This window comes from Corynebacterium heidelbergense, from assembly GCF_028609845.1.
In the GTDB taxonomy this organism is placed as follows: domain Bacteria; phylum Actinomycetota; class Actinomycetes; order Mycobacteriales; family Mycobacteriaceae; genus Corynebacterium; species Corynebacterium heidelbergense.
Genome location: NZ_CP063191.1, coordinates 120443 through 139178, shown reverse-complemented (window position 1 = coordinate 139178; position 18736 = coordinate 120443). Strand labels below are relative to the sequence as shown.

Sequence of the window (18736 nt, the reverse complement as noted above, 5' to 3'; positions counted from 1 at the left end):
CCTCCCCTCACAGCACCCCGGTCTGGCACGTCACCCCATTTGGGCCGTGATTGCAGTAGCCCCCGGGGTTTTCGTGTAAGTACTGCTGGTGCTCCTCCTCGGCCAAGTAGTACTGCCCGTCCCCCATCTCCTCCAATAGCGCCACCTCGGTGGTCAACGCGCCGTACCCGGCGTCCTCAAATTTAGGACGCCAACGACCTAGCGCCTCCTCCACCTTCCCTAGCTGCTCAGTATCCGTGGCATACACCGCCGAGCGGTACTGGGTTCCGACATCATTGCCCTGCCGGTCCCCCTGCGTGGGGTTGTGATTTTCGAAAGCGATGCTTAGCAGCTCTTCCACCGTCACCACGCTCGGGTCGAACACGATGCGGGTGACCTCGGCGTGCCCGGTCCGCCCGGTGCACACCTCCCGGTAAGTGGGGTTCGGGGTGAAGCCCCCGGCATAACCCACGGACGTGCCCAGCACTCCGCGGACCCCCCAGAAGAGCTTCTCCGCCCCCCAGAAGCAGCCCAAGCCGAAGATGATGGCCTGCTGGCCGTCCTCCCACGGGCCGGTCAGCGGCGTGCCGAGCACGGCGTTCGGTTGCGGATTGGGCAACACTGGGTGGCGCCCGCCGGACAGGGCCTCCTCCCGAGTAACCCGATGGCCCCGATGGGGTCCGGGGGTGTTGAGGGCCTTGATGCGTTCCAAGAAGCTACTCATAGGAAATTGTTCTCCTTCGCGGTGTTGTGGACGGTGCTGTGTACATAGTCGCGGTGTTGTGATCGTGGTCGCGGTGGTGTCCGGGTGAGCCGCAGGTCAATCTGCACCCTGCAGCCCCCGGATTCCCGGGGCCCCGCGGCGTAACCATTCGCGCACCCGGCGCGAAGCGACACAGTCATCAGCGTTGTAGCGCTCCAATTTCTTCCGCGCGATGCTGCGCACAGCGGCCTGGGGCTCCGATTCGGCGGAGCGGACCGCCTGCTCGAACAGGCCGATGGCCGCGCGCCCGTCCACATCCTGCTGGCTGAAGGTGAACCCGGCCAACGGCGCGACCGCCTTGAGCCCTAGGGATTCCGTCCCCACCAAAGCCCGGCGGACCTGGGCGAACACGTCCGCCCATCGATCGGAGGCGATGAATGCCTCCACCTCCTCCACGGTGGGCATGCGCACCTCTACCTCAGCGGGCCTTTGCCGCTGCCCCACGGCGGACCCCCGGTCCTGTGCCTCAGCAATAGTTTCTGGCGCCTCGTCTCGCTCGGCCTCGGTAACGCGGGGGACCCGATAAGCCTTGCCGCCGTAACGCCGGGCGTAGAACCGCAGCCAGTAGTTCTCCCCCTGCGCGGCATACACCCAGGCCACAAAGGTCTTACCCGCCTGGTCGGCCCGCTTGCGCTGCTGCTGCAGCCAGTACCAGAACTCCGCGACGTGCTGCCCCTCGTCGCCCTGCGGGCTGAAATCGGCGAAAGCCAGGTAGCGCTGCCCGTCGAACGCTCCCCACAGGAAAGTCCCCCGTTCCGGGTGGGCTTCCATGTCCACGTCCACCTCCACCACGCCCGGCAGGGGTTCGCGGCTCTGGTCGCGCTCCGCCCCGGCCCACAACTTTGGATCCCCCCACCAGCGGCGATGGGGTCGGCGCAAGGCCACCTCCCCATGCAGCCACGCACCAGCCAGCTCGGAGAGCTCGCCCCGGCCCGCGGCCTCTAACTGGCCAAGGGTCCTGATCCCGTCATCGCGCAGTTGCCGGTTGCGATCACCGGGCAGCAGGAGGGAAATGTCCTCCCGTTGAACCAACTGAGCCCGGCAGTGGTTATGGAATTCGCAACTGCGGCACTCCTTCACCCTGGAGGGTATTGCCGGGATGGGTTCGGAAAGCGCGGCGGATAACCCGGGCAGGAGGGTGGAGGCGTCCACAAGAAAGCACCACCGCGGCCCCCCGGCGGCCAGACCAATAAAACCCACCGAACCGCTGGCACAACCCCATTGCTCCACAATGAGGTGGGCGATGGCCGCGCGTTGGGAATCGGCGCCGACGGTCTTGACCCGCCACGGCACCTCCACGGGGCGCCCCAGAGAAAGCGCCCCAATGTCCACCGCCCGGCACCCCTTCACCGAGCTGCTTCCGGCTGCCACTGCCTTGCCGCGCTGTGCCTCGTTACTGGACATGTTACCGCTGGACGTTTTTCCACCCCGCGCCGCGAGGGACTTTGCCACGGAATGCCCGCTAATAACGACCGGAAAGTAGGCGGTATTCGCATCAAATCCCACACCCGAATCCGCACGGACCAAAATGTCGGCCACGGCCGCGAAGGGCCCCGCCGCCAAATGCGCATTGGTGATCAACCGCGCCCCGGATGCAATGGCCTCCAGCGTGTCCTCCACGGCGGTGGGCCCAGCGGCGATATCCACGCGGGTGGGGACGAGTTTCTCCCCTATCCGCCGCCGCGTCGGCAACTGGGCCCACACCGCGCCCTTTCGACTGACCGCGGTGATGCTCCGGGACCACGCCTCCATGTCTCGATCCACATCCGCCGGTGTGAACATTGCCGGGGGTGTCGACATGCCCGGGGTGGTGCCACCGGACCTGCCCGGTCCGGGGGTTTCCCCACTATTGCCGGCTCCACGATTCCGTCGCTCCCGTTGCTCGTCAGCCTGGGCCCGGTGCCCCCGTTCCGCCGCAGCCTGGGCCCGGCGCAGCACCGCGCGGTGGCGGCAACCGTAGAGGTCGAAAGGCGTGATGGGCGGCACCAACCCGGGGCCGCTGACAGGGGAGTCCCACCCCGGGGCGAGCAACGGCGCTGCGCCGGGGAGCGGGTTGGTAGAAAGCTGGCCCAGCGGGGGCGGGCCCAGCGGCGTATGTAAAGCAGGCACAATAGTCGCAAGTCTATCGGCCCCCAGCCCGCCCGCAGACCCCCGGTTCAGCGGCAACTAGCGGCTAGTGGCCCCCGAGGGTGGCGGCCATTAGCTAAAGTAGACCAACGTACACCCGCCGGGGGCAACGATCGTTCGAGGAAAGACGCGAGAGACACACATGGGACTTCTCAAGAAGATGCGCAAGCGCCGCCAGGAGCGCAAGGCCGCGTACCGAGCCGCGAAGGTCAGGGCCAAGGCGGAGGCCAAAGCATCCACCAAGCTGGAACAGCGCAAGGAAGCCTACCTGCGCAAGACCGCCAAGCAGGTGCGCAAGTACGAGGCCAAGGAGCTCAAGCAGCGCCGGAAGCACGAAGAGAAGATGGCCAAGGCCGCCGTGGAGCAAATCAAGCAGGGCAGCCTGAACTCCAAGACGATCATGCGCTACGCCACCGCCACCCGCGTCGCCGCCCCCGTTGCCCTGCCGCTGCTGTACCGGGCGCTCAACCAGGCCCGCTCTGCCTCGGAGGGCTCTATGGCCTACCGCGCCGGGGTGGACCGCGAGGACATGGTGGAGTACAGCCAGGACGGCGCAGCCCACAAGGCCCGCATCAAGAAGGTCCGCAAGTCCCTGGACGATCACGGGGTGCCTAGCGGTTTTGCTAAGGACGTCAAGGACCGGATGGACGTGTTGGACGACGCCATCGATAACACCTCCACCATGAACGAGGATCAAACCAAGCGGGTTTTGAAGTCCATCGAGAAGGAACTGGGCCTCGTCGAGCGGCAGATCGCGGCAAAGCGCACCTAACCGCGCGAGTGGCAACCTCCCGATAGGTAACCGCGCCGAGCCCAAGGCAAACGGGAGGTGAAATCCTCCCGGCCGACAGGAAAAAGCGGTTCGCTTATGATCGAATCTCTGTATGACTTCGAACCCCGCCAATTCCGCGCGCCCGAAAACGGGTGACTCGCCCAACGGTCAGCCCCACGCCAACACCTGTGCGGGCGGCACTACCCCCGACCGCGGCATCACTCGCCGACGAGTTCTACAAGGCTCCGCAGTCGCCACCGCCGGCGTGGCCGTTGCCAGCGCCCTGCCCGGCACCGCCGCCGCCCACGCCCCTTCCGCACCCCCGGCACCACAGGGCCAAAAGCCCGGCGGCCCCAGCCCTGCCTTTGTGCACGGCGTTGCATCCGGTGATCCCCTGCCCGGCAGCGTCCTGCTGTGGACCCGCATCACTTCCCACCCCGGGGACCTGCCCGGCAAGAATCGAGGCACCCCCACCAAGGTCAAGTGGGAAGTGGCGCAGGACCCGCAGTTTCGCGCCGTCGTGGCGTCCGGAAACATCACCGCCACACCAGACACGGACATGACCGTGAAGCCAGAGGCCGCGGGCCTGAACCCCGGCACCGACTACTACTACCGCTTCACCATCACGGACGGCGACTACACCGGCCACGTCTCCCCCGTCGGCCGCACCCGCACGGCCCCGGCGGCCGGTGCGGACGTCCAGGAACTGCGGTTCGCCCTCTTTAGCTGCTCCAACTGGGAAGCCGGCTTCTTTCACGCCTACGGGGACATGGCCCACCGCGGGGATATCGACTACGCCCTCCACGTCGGCGATTACATCTACGAGTACGAGCGCGGCAACTACACCGGTAAGAGCGGCCCCGTGCGAGACCACGATCCCGCCAACGAAATCCTCACCCTCGCCGACTACCGCGAGCGCTACGGCCAGTACCACACCGACGTGAACCTGCAGGCCGCCCATGCCGCCTGCCCCTGGATCGTGACGTGGGACGACCACGAGACGGCCAACGACGCATGGAGCGGCGGCGCCGAAAATCACCAGCCCAATGAGGGCGATTGGGTTGCCCGCCGAGACGCCGCCATCCAGGCTTACCTGGAGTGGTTGCCCGTGCGGGCCACGCCGTTTTCCCAGGGTGGGCATCTCTACCGCAACCTGGCCTTCGGCTCGCTCGTGGAATTGAACATGCTGGACCTGCGGACCTACCGCAACAAGCAGCCGAGCTTCACCACCGCCCGTGAGGTGGACGACGAGAACCGGACCATGATGGGATCCGAGCAGTTCACCTGGCTCACCGGCAAGCTGCAATCCTCCACCGCTCGGTGGAACTTCATCGGCAACTCCGTGATGTTCACCCCCGTGCTCATCCCGCCGCTGGATCCCCAGACCAGCTCCGCCGTCACCCAGCTTCTGGGACTGCCAGAGCAGGGCATGCCGTACAACTTCGACCAGTGGGACGGCTACGCGGCAGAACGCCGTCGCCTCGTGCGTTTCCTCCGGGAGAAAGGCATCGACAACACCGTGTGGCTCACCGGGGACATCCACTCCGGATGGGCCTGCGACGTGCCCGTGGAGCCCGCAGCCTACCCGCAAGACGGCGTGGCGGCAGTGGAGTTCGTGTGCACCTCCGTGACCTCCTCCAACCTGGACGACATTCTCAAGCTGCCGGAAAACAACGGCCTGACGCTGACAGCCGAGGCCGCATTTACCAACCTCAACCACCACGTGCGTTACTTGGAATACGACTCCCACGGATACAACGTGGTGCAGGTAACGCCCGATTTTGTGCACACCGACTGGATTTACATCGCCCCCGACGGGAAACTCAGCCCCAATTCGAGCATGTATTACGCCACGTCGGCCCGGAGTTACCACGGCAAACCCGGCATCCAAATGCTGAATAGCCAGGTGGATCCCACCACCCACTCAGGAAGATAGAAAGTCCCGCGCACTGTGGTGCCAGGAGAAGAAGGGGTGCTCGCCGTTTCCCCTTCCTCCTCGCCCATCACGCGCCGGGAGAACTTACGATGAGGCAGCACCCACAAACCGCAAAAACGGTTTAACCACCTTTGTGACCTAAGGCTTTAACCCACACGCGTCACCTTGCGATATACTCCACTTAGTTGCACTTAACCGATCAACAGCAAAAGGAGATACATCTATGGCACGTCGCGAAGTAACGCAGTACTACGACGATATGGACAACTCGCCCCTGAACGAAAACGAAGTCAACGTCGTGGACTTCTCCGTCAATGGTGTGGACTACACCATGGACCTGTCCACCGAAAACCAGCAGAAGTTCCAGGACGCGGTCGGCCCCTTCGTCAACGTGGCCCGGCGCAAGGGCCGTGGCGGCAACCGCCGCTCCACCACGCAGCGGGACACCAACTCCGCTGAGCGCAACCGCAAGATCCGCGAGTGGGCTCGCAAGAATGGCGTAGAGGTTTCCTCCCGCGGCCGCATCTCCGCTGATGTGGTTGAGGCCTACCGCAAGGCCCAGGGCTAACAGCCAGCCGAAAACCCCCGGGTGTCACTTCCCCGGGGGTTTTTGCCATTCCACCGCGCACCACGGTGAGCCCCGGGGAGCAGTGGGCGGTACGCTGCAACCATGATGTTTTTGGAATACCCAGTGGCACTGGTCCTCAAGGGCTGGCACTGGCTGTTTAGCCACGCGCTGGGCATGGATACTTCCTCCGCGTGGGTTATTTCCATCGTCTTCCTGGTCTTTACCCTCCGCGGCCTGCTGATTCCCCTCTATATCCGGCAAATGCGCTCTAGCCGGCACCTGGCTAATCTCCGCCCCCAATTGCGGGCCCTGGAGCGGGAATTCGCTGATAAGAAGGACGCAGAGTCCCGCGCGCTGATGCGGCAGAAATCCAAAGAGATACGCCGCGAGGGGGAATACAGCGCAGCGGATGGCTGTCTACCCGCGTTGATCCAAATACCCGTCATTATCGGCCTGTACCGCCTGTTATTGCGCGTGGCCCGTCCCCCGGAAGGCTTGGAAGCCACCCAGCATTCCGCCGTGGGCCCCCTTTCCGGCGACGATGTTTCCACATTCCTCAACGCCCACATCTTCGGCGTGCCAGTGCCCGCCTATGTGTCCATGACCGCGGATAAGTTGGCCTACTTGGGGACGGTTCGCCCGGACGTCCTCCATCTGGCCCTTCCCCTGGCGATTTGCGCGTCCCTTTTCACCACGCTCAACTTCGTGTTGTCCATGCGGCGCAGCGTGAAGACGATGGATTATGGCTCCGCCCCCTCCCGCGTGATTACCCGCTCCATGTTCCTGTTTGGTCCGTTCGTACTGATTTTCCCCATCTCGTTTGCGCTCGTTGGGGCCGCGCCGGTGGCCATCCTCATGTACTGGGTGGTCAATAACTTGTGGACGCTAACTTCATCGCAGGCCATCCAGGCCTACCTCAACCGCACCACCCCCTACTCCCAAGAGTTCTGGGAGTTCACCGCGCAGCAGAAAGCTGAGTTGAAGCAGAAGAAGCATAAGAAGCAGGGGAAACACCGAAAGTAGATACCGGTGGGGTGATGCAGCGCCGTCGGCCGAGGCGGTGCCATAGGCTAGGGCAGCGCGCTAGGCCGGGGCAGCGCGCTAGATGCTGTAGCTCATGGGTGCGGTAAGCAAAAGCTGGCGGGCCATATCCCGGGCCGTTTCCAGCGGAACCGTGGTTCGGCACATCTTCGTCCCGGCCAGGCCGCCGTCGATGAACACCATGAGCTGATCCGCGAGTGTCCGGGAGGCGTAACCGAAACGCTCCGTGAGCAGGCAAGCCATCGTATCCCTACACCACCGCCGATGTTCCATCGCGGCGGTGCGAATCCGCTCCTCGCTCTCCGTCTCTGGGCGCGGGTATTCCCCGGCGGCATTTTGAAAGTGGGACCCGCGGAAGTTGTTCTTCGGCTCCTCCTTGATGCAGAGGTCAAAAAACGCAATGATGCGGTCTTCCGGGTTGGGCCTGGGATCGGCAAGTTCATGCCAGTCGCGCCGCCAATTGGCGTCCAACTCCTGAAGATAGGCGACCACGAGATTGTCTTTGGAGCCGAAAAGGGAATAGAGGGAGGCCTTGGCCACATCCGCCTCGCGCAGTATCCGATCGATGCCGATGACGCGGATGCCTTCCGTGGTGAACAGGTGGGTGGCGCCGGCCAGGAGGCGCTGCCGCGGGCCCGGGCGGTTGCGACGGCGAGAGGCGGAGGCGACCTTCGTGCTGCGACTGGGCTTGCCGACGGATCTGCTCTCCGCTTTGCCGCTACCCGTGCCGGTGCCACGGCCGGAAGCGGCGCCGGTACCACGTTCGGTCGCCATCAAATCTCCACGTTTGTGCGAATAGGTGCGAGGGGGAATCGGGGGAAGGGCGCGAAAGCGGGCCTCGCGCCGCGCTTTTCCCCACTACTTTACCCGGGGGCCCCACCTAATCGCGCGGCCGCACCACCATCATCGGGCATGGTGCGTACTGCAGCAGGGCGCGGGAGGTGGATCCCAGCAGCATGCCCTTGAACCCGCCGCGGCCATGGGATCCGAGGACGAGTAGCTGCGCGTCGCGGGCGGCGTCCTTCAGCGCGTGGATGGGGCGATCGCGCTCGACGATCTCCACGACCTCCACGTCCGGGTACCTGTCCACCAGCGGCTTGAGCTCCTCCGCCAGAAGGTCCTGGTAGCCCTCGACGAGGGAATCGAACTGCTCCTGGCTTTCGGCCAGGCCGGCGTAGCTCGCGTGGACGTGCATATCGCTCCAGGCAAAGACGGCGCGGAGGACGGCTTTGCGGGCCTGCGCCTCCCGGAACGCCATGTCCATCGCCTGGCGGGAGACGGTGGATCCGTCCACGCCCACGACGACCGGGCCGTATTTGTTCTCCTCGGTGACCTGCGTGTCTTTCCGCACGACGACGACGGGGCAGTCCGCGTGGGAGACGACGGCAGCGGATACCGATCCCATGACCAGCCCGGACAGGCCGCCGAGGCCACGGGAGCCCATGACGATCATCTCAGCACCGCTGGAGAGCTCCAGCAGGAAGTCGATCGGCGACGATTCCCTGACCTCGTGAGAAATCTGCAGGTCCGCGCTGAAGCCTTGGGCGATCGCGCGGGCGTTGTCGATCTTGTCGTTGGCCTCCCCCTCTAGCTCGTCGTAGAGCTCTTGCGGGGGGACCATGCCGTCGGCGTACATGAACTGGGGCATCGAATAGGCAGAGGCCAGCTTCAATGGCTGGCCTCGTTTCACGGCGGCGTTGGCGGCCCATTCGACGGCGATGTTGCTAGCTTCCGAACCGTCTACCGCGACGACGATGCACTTGGGGTGGGCATCGCCGACGGCGGTGGTGTTCGACTGTCCTCCAGGCTGTGCCATGGTGGCGTCCCTTTCATTTCCTTCGCGTTTATAGCGTGTTCGTAGCGTGTTCTTGCTCTCTTTTAATTATGGCAACCTGTCGGGGGCGGTGTCAGCTACCTATCAAAAATGTCGCGAAGGGAACACCCGAGTGAGGGGCTCACTGGGAGGGGACGCGCGCTGCCCCTAGGCTGCCGGGGGCTTGGGCGAGGGCAGCGACACGTCTTGCGCACCGGGGACATTGGACGGGAAGAGGAACGTGTAGATTGCGTTGAGGGCTTGGTAGACGATTCGTCCGAAATCCGTGGCGAAGAAATCGGCCGCTGCATGCACAATTCCGTTGATATCCATGGGGAAAGTATAAGGCGTTGATCAAACCGTTACCAATCCGTGCGGGCTTGAATCCAACGCGCGCGTGCCTGCATGCCGATTCCGCAGAGCCCGTGAGCGCACTGCAGTTTGTCTCGCGATTGATTCACGAGCAGCGCCATCGGCACCCCGACGACGATGATGCCGCTATAGAGCAGCGCTTCGCCGATGGGCTTGTGCGAGACGATCACGGCCGCCCCTTCGCTCCCAGCGACCTTCTGCGTCCGGGGCAGTTTGTTAATTTCTACCGACGCCCGGCCATTGAGCGAGAGGTCCCCGGTGTGATCCCCGTCCTTCACCAGGACGATCATTTAGTCGTGGTGGATAAGCCGCCTTTTTTGGCGACGATGCCGCGGGGGCAGCACATCGCGCAGACAGCTACCGTGAAGCTGCGCAACCAATTAGGCAATCCGGAATTATCCCCCGCCCACCGCCTGGACCGGCTGACCAGCGGGGTGCTGATGTTCACGGCTCGTCGGCAGGTCCGGGGCCTGTATCAGGCGATGTTTGAGCGGCGGATTCCGGAAAAGATTTATCAGGCGAGGACGCCAATTCCCCCAGCGTCCCATCACCACCCCATTGCGCAATTCGCCGACTGGCAAACATGGCCCGACCCCACCCCGGAGACCCCGTGGACTCTCAGCCACCGCATGATCAAGATCCGGGGCCGACTCGCCGCCCACCTCGAGGTAGACGGCCCACCAAACGCCGACACGCAAGTACTCGGAGTACGGGAAACGCAATACGCGGGCCAGGCCGCACTCGAGTGGGTGCTGCGGCCGCTGACCGGGAAGACCCACCAACTGCGACTGGCGCTACGCACCCTCGGCCTGCCAATTTTCAACGACGTCCTGTACGAACACCTAACGCACACCGCGTTATACGACCCGCAGGCCGCCCTGCCGTCTCCCCCGACGGTAGAGGACGAGGACTTCTCCCGCCCGCTGCAATTATGCGCCAGTCAACTCCGGTTTACCGACCCCATCACCGGGCGCACACGGGTCTTCACTTCCCGCCGCAGCGGAGAAGACGCCCCACAACGGTAAAAAACACCAGTGCGAAGACCCCCCGTAGAAACAGGCGGGTAAGGAACCCGCCCGGAATGATTCAGCAAGCGCAGCGATTATTCTCGTCACCGCCAGCGCAACATAGAGCACGTGCGTTCCGGGCTGTGGCGTATCCCCGTTGTGTGGGCATGAGGAAAGCAGGGAAGACAATCCCCCCGGGACGCGGTTGTATCCGCGTCCATGTGGGGATTTGTCTTCCCTGCTTACTTTTCTGTGTTTATGGCCGGCAGTGACCTACTCTCCCACACCCTCCCAGGTGCAGTACCATCGGCGCTGGCAGGCTTAGCTTCCGGGTTCGGAACGGGACCGGGCGTGACCCCCGCCGCTAACAACCACCGACACACTCAATTTTCTTTTGTTAACATGCCAACCCCCACACGCACCCCACACAAAAAGGCGGGGCACCACAAGGGCTGCTGTGGCATGCCAGACACTGCACAGTCAACGCGAGCAACCCACCACACACCACCACACCACCACCACAGCGGTCACGGCAGCACACAGCACACCATCATCCTCTTGTTCGTCTTCAGTACTCACCACGCACCACCACACGGGGATGCGCGGCACACCAACCCCCGGTATCACCCCGGGGTGGTGCATGTTTTGTGTTGTCGTCGGTTCATTAGTACCGGTCACCTCCACACCTCACGGTGCGTCCAGATCCGGCCTATCAACCCCATCATCTTTAGGGAACCTCAACAGAAACCTCATCTCAAAACAGGCTTCCCGCTTAGATGCTTTCAGCGGTTATCCCTCCCATACGTAGCCAACCAGCCATGCCACGGGCGTGACAACTGGCCCACCAGAGGTATGTCCGTCCCGGTCCTCTCGTACTAGGGACAGCCTTCTTCAAGTTTCCACGCGCGCGGCGGATAGAGACCGAACTGTCTCACGACGTTCTAAACCCAGCTCGCGTGCCGCTTTAATGGGCGAACAGCCCAACCCTTGGGACCTACTCCAGCCCCAGGATGCGACGAGCCGACATCGAGGTGCCAAACCATCCCGTCGATATGGACTCTTGGGGAAGATCAGCCTGTTATCCCCGGGGTACCTTTTATCCGTTGAGCGACACCGCTTCCACAAGCCGGTGCCGGATCACTAGTCCCTACTTTCGTACCTGCTCGACCTGTCAGTCTCACAGTCAAGCTCCCTTGTGCACTTACACTCACCACCTGATTGCCACCCAGGCTGAGGGAACCTTTGGGCGCCTCCGTTACTCTTTAGGAGGCAACCGCCCCAGTTAAACTACCCACCAGGCACTGTCCCTAACCCAGATCATGGGCCGAGGTTGAAGATGCCCAATCCGATCAGAGTGGTATTTCACCAACGACTCCACAACCACTAGCGTGGCCGCTTCAACGTCTCCCACCTATCCTACACAAACCGAACCAGACACCAATACCAAGCTATAGTGAAGGTCCCGGGGTCTTTTCGTCCTGCCGCGCGTAACGAGCATCTTTACTCGTACTGCAATTTCGCCGGGCCTGTGGTTGAGACAGCAGGGAAGTCGTTACGCCATTCGTGCAGGTCGGAACTTACCCGACAAGGAATTTCGCTACCTTAGGATGGTTATAGTTACCACCGCCGTTTACTGGGGCTTAAATTCTCCGCGTCGAACCCAACAAAGGGGTTCTAACAGGTCCTCTTAACCTTCCAGCACCGGGCAGGCGTCAGTCCGTATACATCGACTTCACCGTCTTCGCACGGACCTGTGTTTTTAGTAAACAGTCGCTTCCCTCTATTCTCTGCGACCACCACCAGCTCAAAACCAGTCTGTCACCAGCAGTGGCCCCCCTTCTCCCGAAGTTACGGGGGTAATTTGCCGAGTTCCTTAACCACAGTTCACCCGATCGCCTTAGTATTCTCTACCTGACCACCTGTGTCGGTTTACGGTACGGGCCGTGCGCACACTCACTAGAGGCTTTTCTCGACAGCATAGGATCACCACCATCCCCCACAAAAGTAGGGTACGCATCACGCCTCACCCATCATGCGCGGCGGATTTACCAACCACGCGGGCCACACGCTTACACCGTGAACATCCACCACACGGCGTGGCTACCTTCCTGCGTCACCCCATCGCTTAGCTACTACCACATCAGGTCCACACACACCCACACACACCACCAACCACCCACCCCACAAGGAGGCAGGCAGCCATAACAGCAGCATGCGCATGATACGCGTGTTAGTCTCCGCGTTTCACCATTGGTCGCATACACACGGGTACGGGAATATCAACCCGTTATCCATCGACTACGCCTGTCGGCCTCGCCTTAGGCCCCGACTCACCCTGGGAAGATTAGCTTGACCCAGGAACCCTTAGTCATCCGGCGGATGAGTTTCCCACTCATCATTCGCTACTCATGCCTGCATTCTCACTCGCACGCCGTCCACCACACGGTCACCCGGCAGCTTCCACCAACGCACGACGCTCCCCTACCAACCCACCCCACAACAGGGCAGGCTCCGCGGTTTCGGCGGTGTGCTTAAGCCCCACTACATTGTCGGCGCAGAACCACTCGACCAGTGAGCTATTACGCACTCTTTCAAGGATGGCTGCTTCTAAGCCAACCTCCTGGCTGTCTTCGCGATCCCACATCCTTTTCCACTTAGCACACTCTTAGGGGCCTTAACCGGCGATCTGGGCTGTTTCCCTCTCGACTACGAAGCTTATCCCCCGCAGTCTCACTGCCATGCTCTAAACCTTCACCGGCATTCGGAGTTTGGCTGATGTCGCTAAGATGATAGTCCCGCTAAACCAACCAGTAGCTCTACCTCCAGGAAGAAACACACAACGCTGCACCTAAATGCATTTCGGGGAGAACCAGCTATCACGGAGTTTGATTGGCCTTTCACCCCTACCCACAACTCATCCCCTCAGTTTTCAACCTAAGTGGGTTCGCGCCTCCACAACCTCTTACAGCTGCTTCACACTGGCCATGGGTAGATCACCCCGCTTCGGGTCCAGGACATGCCACTAAACACACTCGTTAGTATTCGCTTTCGCTACGACTACCCCACCACAGGGTTAACCTCGCGACATGCCGCTGACTCGCAGGCTCATTCTTCAAAAGGCACGCCATCACCCCACAGGGCTCTGACGGCTTGTCAGCACACGGTTTCAGGTACTCTTTCACTCCCCTCCCGGGGTACTTTTCACCATTCCCTCACGGTACTAATCCGCTATCGGTCACATCAAGTATTCAGGCTTACCGGGTGGTCCCGGCAGATTCACAGCAGATTCCACGAGCCCGCTGCTACTCGGGGCGCACATCCACGCAACACGACAGGTGCTTTCACGTACCGGACTCTCACCGTCTACGGCAGGCCATTCCAAACCACTTCCGCTAACACCCACACATCACGCCGCAGCCTGGTAGAACCACGAACAACACACACCCCACAACACCACACACGCAACCCCTACCAAGTATCACACGCGCATGGTTTAGCCAACAATCCACGTTCGCTCGCCGCTACTAGCAGAATCATTATTATTTTCTTCTCCTACGGGTACTAAGATGTTTCACTTCCCCGCGTACCCTCCACACCACCTATTTCATTCAGCAGCGGGTGACCGCACACAACCACGGCCGGGTTTCCCCATTCGGACACCCTCGGATCAACGCTTTCTTGGCAACTCCCCGAGGCTTAACGCAGCCTGACACGTCCTTCATCGGCTTGATGTACCCAGGCATCCACCGTGTGCCTCAAAAACAACACACACAACACTAAGACACACAACACACCCCCACACACAGCAGGGATGCGATGCACACAACAAGAATAAAGAAGATTACTCGCGTCCACTATACAGTTCTCACACACCACAACCACACCCCACACACACGCACAACCAGCGCGCGCGCACAAAGCGCAGCCACAAGAACACCACACACACGTGTCAGCGTTCCAGACACCCAACAGCAATCAACGACACACCCACTTGCCTGCTTCAACCGGTCCACACCCACACACCCCACCGAAGGGGCGTGCCGTGACATGTTCACACTGGATTTCAACCAAAAATATTAAAAACTCCTTAGAAAGGAGGTGATCCAGCCGCACCTTCCGGTACGGCTACCTTGTTACGACTTCGTCCCAATCGCCGATCCCACCTTCGACAGCTCCCTAACGAGTTTGGGCCACTGGCTTCGGGTGTTACCAACTTTCATGACGTGACGGGCGGTGTGTACAAGGCCCGGGAACGTATTCACCGCAGCGTTGCTGATCTGCGATTACTAGCGACTCCGACTTCATGGAGTCGAGTTGCAGACTCCAATCCGAACTGAGGCTGGCTTTCAAGAGATTCGCTCCCCCTCACGGGATCGCTGCTCACTGTACCAACCATTGTAGCATGTGTGAAGCCCTGGACATAAGGGGCATGATGATTTGACGTCGTCCCCACCTTCCTCCGAGTTAACCCCGGCAGTCTCTTGCAAGTCCCCACCACCACGTGCTGGCAACACAAGACAAGGGTTGCGCTCGTTGCGGGACTTAACCCAACATCTCACGACACGAGCTGACGACAACCATGCACCACCTGTATACAGACCACAAGGGAAACCACATCTCTGCGGCGATCCTGCATATGTCAAGCCCAGGTAAGGTTCTTCGCGTTGCATCGAATTAATCCACATGCTCCGCCGCTTGTGCGGGCCCCCGTCAATTCCTTTGAGTTTTAGCCTTGCGACCGTACTCCCCAGGCGGGGCGCTTAATGCGTTAGCTACGGCACGGGAATCGTGAAAAACCCCCACACCTAGCGCCCACCGTTTACAGCATGGACTACCAGGGTATCTAATCCTGTTCGCTACCCATGCTTTCGCTCCTCAGCGTCAGTTACTGCCCAGAGACCTGCCTTCGCCATCGGTGTTCCTCCTGATATCTGCGCATTCCACCGCTACACCAGGAATTCCAGTCTCCCCTACAGCACTCCAGTTATGCCCGTATCGCCTGCCCGCCCAGCGTTAAGCACCGGGATTTCACAGACGACGCGACAAACCACCTACGAGCTCTTTACGCCCAGTAATTCCGGACAACGCTCGCACCCTACGTATTACCGCGGCTGCTGGCACGTAGTTAGCCGGTGCTTCTTATCCAGGTACCGTCACCACCCACAAAGAGTGGCTTCTTCCCTAGCGAAAGGGGTTTACAACCCGAAGGCCGTCATCCCCCACGCGGCGTCGCTGCATCAGGCTTGCGCCCATTGTGCAAGATTCCCCACTGCTGCCTCCCGTAGGAGTTTGGGCCGTGTCTCAGTCCCAATGTGGCCGTCCACCCTCTCAGGCCGGCTACCCGTCGTCGCCTTGGTAGGCCATTACCCCACCAACAAGCTGATAGGCCGCGGGCTCATCTCATACCGACAAAACTTTCCACCATGCACACTAAAACATGGTCCTATCCAGTATTAGACCCAGTTTCCCAGGCTTATCCTGAAGTACGAGGCAGATCACCCACGTGTTACTCACCCGTTCGCCACTCGAGTACCGAAGCAAGCTTCGGCCTTTCCGTTCGACTTGCATGTGTTAAGCACGCCGCCAGCGTTCGTCCTGAGCCAGGATCAAACTCTCCATAAAAACCACAAACAGGCCCATGAAAAGCCCAAACCATGGCACAACAAAAAACTAGCCACCCACCACTTCACACCACCAACAACCCCCTCCACACAAGGAAGAAGACCATCAACAGCGCCGCGCTGGCAGGCACCACGCAACCAGACCACACCACAACCACCACCTACAACACGCAAGCAGCAGCCAGTGCAGACCACACACCACCACACGCACACCCACAAAAAGAGCACACGCACAGCAATGCCAAACAAACAAAAAATGCATCGTCAACGCTATTGAGTTCTCAAACACCACACGCACCAATATCGGCAACCCCATAGGAAGTTCCGATGCTTCGGCGCACAAGACCTAGACTGTAACAAGCTGGCAACTTGTTTGCAAACTCCGGGTGAACCGAAGCGTGCGACCAGCACAAACTTGTCTAGCAGTCAGCCGACGCTACAGCGTGCGCATCTCCATCACTAGCGGATCGAATCCCCCAGTGACCACGCCCCTCGACTAGAGGGGGGAGTGCGCGACACGTTTTCTGCCGCGCTGACCGGGACGAATCTACACACGCTGAGGTTGATGCACAACTGCTCAGGTCACACGCTGTAAACACGCACTTTCTGGACGCTCTCGCAGTGCTCTCCCGCCAGACCTAATCGCTTCTCGGGGCCGAACCCACCCGCCCTTCATGCCAGACCCAATCGCGCCTCAGGGCCGCGGCCAAGCCCGCCTCAAAATGGCCTCCACCTCCGCCCGGGTGAGCCCGAGCTTGCGACCTTCCCGAATCAGTGGGCCGACGTACGCTGCCTCTAATTCAGCGCGCCGCAATTCGCGTACTCTCCCCCGCGCCCCGGAACACACGAACATCCCTAAGCCGCGCCGCTTTTCCAGCACACCCTGCTGCGCCAGCAGATTGAGGCCTTTTCGTGCGGTGGCCGGATTGATGCGATGTGCCTCAGCGAGCTCGTTTGTCGAGTAGGCACGCCCATCTTCGACAAGCGTCCCCTCCAGGATGGCATCCGCGACAATCGCCGCGATTTGGCGAAATAGCGGTGGTCCGCCCTCATCCATGAAAACCGTCATACATCAGTACCGGACCTCCTCAAGTACTCCGTGGGCAACGAGACTTCCGGATCCCCGGCCGACGTATTGCCCGCCAAAGCCCTAGCGTGCCGCTACGGGCCCGCTCTCGCAGGGCCGAAAAACCACTCCGATGGAGTCCCGGGTTAGTTACTGGGTTAGCTAACCGTACCACCGGACTTTGAGGCATGCTGGAAGGGCACGTGACAACACTTAGAGAAATGAAACGGATATGACCCTTCATGATGGAACGCACGCAGATCTACGTGGATACCTCTTACCTCCTGGCCAGCTTTTACAACTCCTGGGACGACGGCGCGCGCCCGCAACTGGACTTAGACCTGCCGGAAGTTGTCGCCATCTTGGACCGGATGGCCACCGAACAACTTAAGCAACCCGTCCACCGCCAGTTCTGGTACGACGGCATCCCGGAATCTGGCCCCCACCGTTACCAGCGAGCCCTTCGATACGAACCAGGAGTACAACTACGCGCAGGTCAGCTCATTGAATTAGGAGATCGCCGCACCCAGAAAGCGGTCGATACCCGCCTAGTTGCGGACATGGTTGCGGCCGCGCTGCGGGGCCTGGTCTCGGACATCATCCTGGTTTCCGGAGATGCGGACATGCTCCCCGGGGTAGAGGAGGCCGTCAACGCAGGAATTCGCGTGCACCTCTACGGCTTCAGCCTGGATTCGATGTCCAAACCCCTTCGCTTCGCCTGCGACACCACCACGATCCTGGACCCTCGCGAGGACTTCCGGGACACCATGCGGTTGCAAATCCTGGAGGGTCCCATCGCCCCCTCCGTTCCCGGATCTGTGGACGCCAATCCACCCAGCGCCTTCAGCAATAACTCCAACACGGACCCCGGCGCTCCCGCCACTGCGGACCCCAGCGAGGCCAGGTCCCCTGCCCCCTCCCCGGCGACCTCCGCAGCCGCGTCCGGCACGACCAACGGTCACGGTGAAGACAACGAAGACAACAGAGACCGAGACCTCTCGGAGGACGCGGCCCAACCCTCCCCCCTGCAGGGAACCGTGGACGCGGTGCAGGCAGCTCAGGTCGCGCAGGCTACCAGCAGCACCCCGCCCAGGCAGGGCAAACAGGGCACACCCGCCCCCTCTACGCCGGGCGCCACTGGCACCCCCGGAACGGGTTCGTCGCCCGACGCGCGGGGACGGGCGTCCACAAGCACCGAGAACGGCGAGGCGCCAAACACTCAGGCACAGGCCCCGAGCACAGCGGGACACAACGGCGGACAGGCCGAACGGACCAACCAGCGCCCAACCCCCAACAGCCTGCCGAAAGTGGCCCCGAATCCGTCCATGATGGCCCCCAGGCGGAAGCTGCGCAGCCGCTACGTGCCCGTGCCCAACGAGGTGTGGACCTCCTCCGGCACGCAAAACCCCTTCGAGATCGGCCAGCAGTACGCGGTGTGGTGGTTCAAAAACGGTGCCTCGGAAACCCAGCGCAACGAGGCCCACCTGCTCACCGGGGGCGTGCTGCCCTCCGAGATCGACCACCCCCTGCTTCGATTCGCGTGCGATGTGCTGCACGAATACACGCTGTCCGAATTCCAACGCGTGGAGCTGCGCGACGGATTTCACACCGGGATCCGGGAGATCATGCTGGGCTCATTGAAGTAACACCCCCGGGGGGGGACCCATCCCG

14 protein-coding genes and 3 rRNA genes are annotated in these 18736 nt (G+C 61.6%); 7 read left to right on the top strand and 10 right to left on the bottom strand.

The features are described from left to right. Positions 1-7: 7 nt before the first annotated feature. Both msrA and CHEID_RS00545 read right to left on the bottom strand, forming a co-directional pair. A complete protein-coding gene (gene msrA / locus CHEID_RS00550; protein ID WP_112770148.1) occupies positions 8-703 on the bottom strand; it encodes a peptide-methionine (S)-S-oxide reductase MsrA in 696 nt (231 codons plus the stop codon). A 96-nt stretch (positions 704-799) separates the two neighbouring features. Further along, positions 800-2851 carry a ribonuclease H-like domain-containing protein gene (locus CHEID_RS00545; RefSeq protein WP_238599402.1) on the bottom strand — a complete coding sequence of 684 codons (2052 nt, stop codon included), beginning with the start codon at positions 2849-2851 and terminating at the stop codon, positions 800-802. 160 nt (positions 2852-3011) lie between these two features. Here CHEID_RS00545 and CHEID_RS00540 point away from each other — a divergent pair, with 160 nt between their 5' ends. From CHEID_RS00540 to yidC, 4 genes are all read left to right on the top strand, one after another. Further along, positions 3012-3641 (top strand): DUF6474 family protein, encoded by a 630-nt coding sequence (locus tag CHEID_RS00540; RefSeq protein ID WP_112770199.1) that lies wholly within the window; start codon positions 3012-3014, stop codon positions 3639-3641. A 112-nt stretch (positions 3642-3753) separates the two neighbouring features. Further along, a complete protein-coding gene (locus CHEID_RS00535) occupies positions 3754-5577 on the top strand; it encodes an alkaline phosphatase D family protein (protein WP_273661162.1) in 1824 nt (607 codons plus the stop codon). Positions 5578-5800: 223 nt separating this feature from the next. Further along, positions 5801-6145, top strand: a complete 345-nt coding sequence (locus CHEID_RS00530) for a histone-like nucleoid-structuring protein Lsr2 (RefSeq protein ID WP_112770197.1) — start codon at positions 5801-5803, stop codon at positions 6143-6145. Between the two features lie 102 nt (positions 6146-6247). Then, positions 6248-7168: a membrane protein insertase YidC gene (yidC, locus tag CHEID_RS00525; RefSeq protein WP_112770196.1), complete on the top strand. Its 921-nt coding sequence runs from the start codon at positions 6248-6250 to the stop codon at positions 7166-7168. Between the two features lie 78 nt (positions 7169-7246). On the opposite strand, the gene CHEID_RS00520 is transcribed toward yidC, so the two are convergent. The 4 genes from CHEID_RS00520 to CHEID_RS00505 form a co-directional block, all read right to left on the bottom strand. Next, positions 7247-7960 carry a TetR/AcrR family transcriptional regulator gene (locus CHEID_RS00520; protein WP_112770195.1) on the bottom strand — a complete coding sequence of 238 codons (714 nt, stop codon included), beginning with the start codon at positions 7958-7960 and terminating at the stop codon, positions 7247-7249. 106 nt (positions 7961-8066) lie between these two features. Next, on the bottom strand, positions 8067-9002 hold the full coding sequence (locus CHEID_RS00515; protein WP_112770194.1) for a universal stress protein: 936 nt from the start codon (positions 9000-9002) through the stop codon (positions 8067-8069). A 165-nt stretch (positions 9003-9167) separates the two neighbouring features. After that, the gene (locus CHEID_RS00510) at positions 9168-9332 is read right to left on the bottom strand and encodes a hypothetical protein (RefSeq protein ID WP_181645966.1); all 165 of its coding nucleotides are present in this window, start codon (positions 9330-9332) and stop codon (positions 9168-9170) included. A gap of 29 nt (positions 9333-9361) precedes the next feature. Then, positions 9362-9661: a hypothetical protein gene (locus CHEID_RS00505; RefSeq protein ID WP_238599409.1), complete on the bottom strand. Its 300-nt coding sequence runs from the start codon at positions 9659-9661 to the stop codon at positions 9362-9364. 9 nt (positions 9662-9670) lie between these two features. Between CHEID_RS00505 and CHEID_RS00500 the strand changes: the two genes are divergently transcribed. Further along, a complete protein-coding gene (locus CHEID_RS00500) occupies positions 9671-10396 on the top strand; it encodes a pseudouridine synthase (protein WP_238599408.1) in 726 nt (241 codons plus the stop codon). 242 nt (positions 10397-10638) lie between these two features. Here CHEID_RS00500 and rrf read toward each other — a convergent pair. From rrf to CHEID_RS00485, 3 genes are all read right to left on the bottom strand, one after another. Beyond that, positions 10639-10757: ribosomal RNA gene (gene rrf, locus CHEID_RS00495) — 5S ribosomal RNA — on the bottom strand. A gap of 265 nt (positions 10758-11022) precedes the next feature. After that, positions 11023-14147: ribosomal RNA gene (locus CHEID_RS00490) — 23S ribosomal RNA — on the bottom strand. 322 nt (positions 14148-14469) lie between these two features. Continuing rightward, positions 14470-16000, bottom strand: a 16S ribosomal RNA gene (locus tag CHEID_RS00485). Together the 16S, 23S and 5S rRNA genes form the textbook arrangement of a ribosomal RNA operon. A 32-nt stretch (positions 16001-16032) precedes the next feature. On the opposite strand from CHEID_RS00485, the gene CHEID_RS00480 reads away from it, so the two are divergent. Beyond that, positions 16033-16317 carry a hypothetical protein gene (locus CHEID_RS00480; protein ID WP_273661161.1) on the top strand — a complete coding sequence of 95 codons (285 nt, stop codon included), beginning with the start codon at positions 16033-16035 and terminating at the stop codon, positions 16315-16317. A 376-nt stretch (positions 16318-16693) separates the two neighbouring features. Here the strand turns inward: CHEID_RS00480 and CHEID_RS00475 are convergent, their stop codons facing one another. Further along, positions 16694-17056, bottom strand: a complete 363-nt coding sequence (locus CHEID_RS00475) for a GntR family transcriptional regulator (protein WP_112770176.1) — start codon at positions 17054-17056, stop codon at positions 16694-16696. A gap of 251 nt (positions 17057-17307) precedes the next feature. On the opposite strand from CHEID_RS00475, the gene CHEID_RS00470 reads away from it, so the two are divergent. Next, positions 17308-18711 carry an NYN domain-containing protein gene (locus CHEID_RS00470; RefSeq protein ID WP_112770173.1) on the top strand — a complete coding sequence of 468 codons (1404 nt, stop codon included), beginning with the start codon at positions 17308-17310 and terminating at the stop codon, positions 18709-18711. Positions 18712-18736: the final 25 nt, after the last annotated feature.

Bases quoted from the DNA above. Each gene is read 5' to 3' on its own strand.
- msrA (WP_112770148.1), bottom strand. From the start codon at position 703: ATGAGTAGCTTCTTGGAACGCATCAAGGCCCTCAACACCCCCGGACCC.
- CHEID_RS00540 (WP_112770199.1), top strand. From the start codon at position 3,012: ATGGGACTTCTCAAGAAGATGCGCAAGCGCCGCCAGGAGCGCAAGGCC.
- CHEID_RS00535 (WP_273661162.1), top strand. From the start codon at position 3,754: ATGACTTCGAACCCCGCCAATTCCGCGCGCCCGAAAACGGGTGACTCG.
- CHEID_RS00530 (WP_112770197.1), top strand. From the start codon at position 5,801: ATGGCACGTCGCGAAGTAACGCAGTACTACGACGATATGGACAACTCG.
- yidC (WP_112770196.1), top strand. From the start codon at position 6,248: ATGATGTTTTTGGAATACCCAGTGGCACTGGTCCTCAAGGGCTGGCAC.
- CHEID_RS00520 (WP_112770195.1), bottom strand. From the start codon at position 7,960: ATGGCGACCGAACGTGGTACCGGCGCCGCTTCCGGCCGTGGCACCGGC.
- CHEID_RS00515 (WP_112770194.1), bottom strand. From the start codon at position 9,002: ATGGCACAGCCTGGAGGACAGTCGAACACCACCGCCGTCGGCGATGCC.
- CHEID_RS00510 (WP_181645966.1), bottom strand. From the start codon at position 9,332: ATGGATATCAACGGAATTGTGCATGCAGCGGCCGATTTCTTCGCCACG.
- CHEID_RS00505 (WP_238599409.1), bottom strand. From the start codon at position 9,661: ATGATCGTCCTGGTGAAGGACGGGGATCACACCGGGGACCTCTCGCTC.
- CHEID_RS00480 (WP_273661161.1), top strand. From the start codon at position 16,033: ATGGCACAACAAAAAACTAGCCACCCACCACTTCACACCACCAACAAC.
- CHEID_RS00475 (WP_112770176.1), bottom strand. From the start codon at position 17,056: ATGGATGAGGGCGGACCACCGCTATTTCGCCAAATCGCGGCGATTGTC.
- CHEID_RS00470 (WP_112770173.1), top strand. From the start codon at position 17,308: ATGATGGAACGCACGCAGATCTACGTGGATACCTCTTACCTCCTGGCC.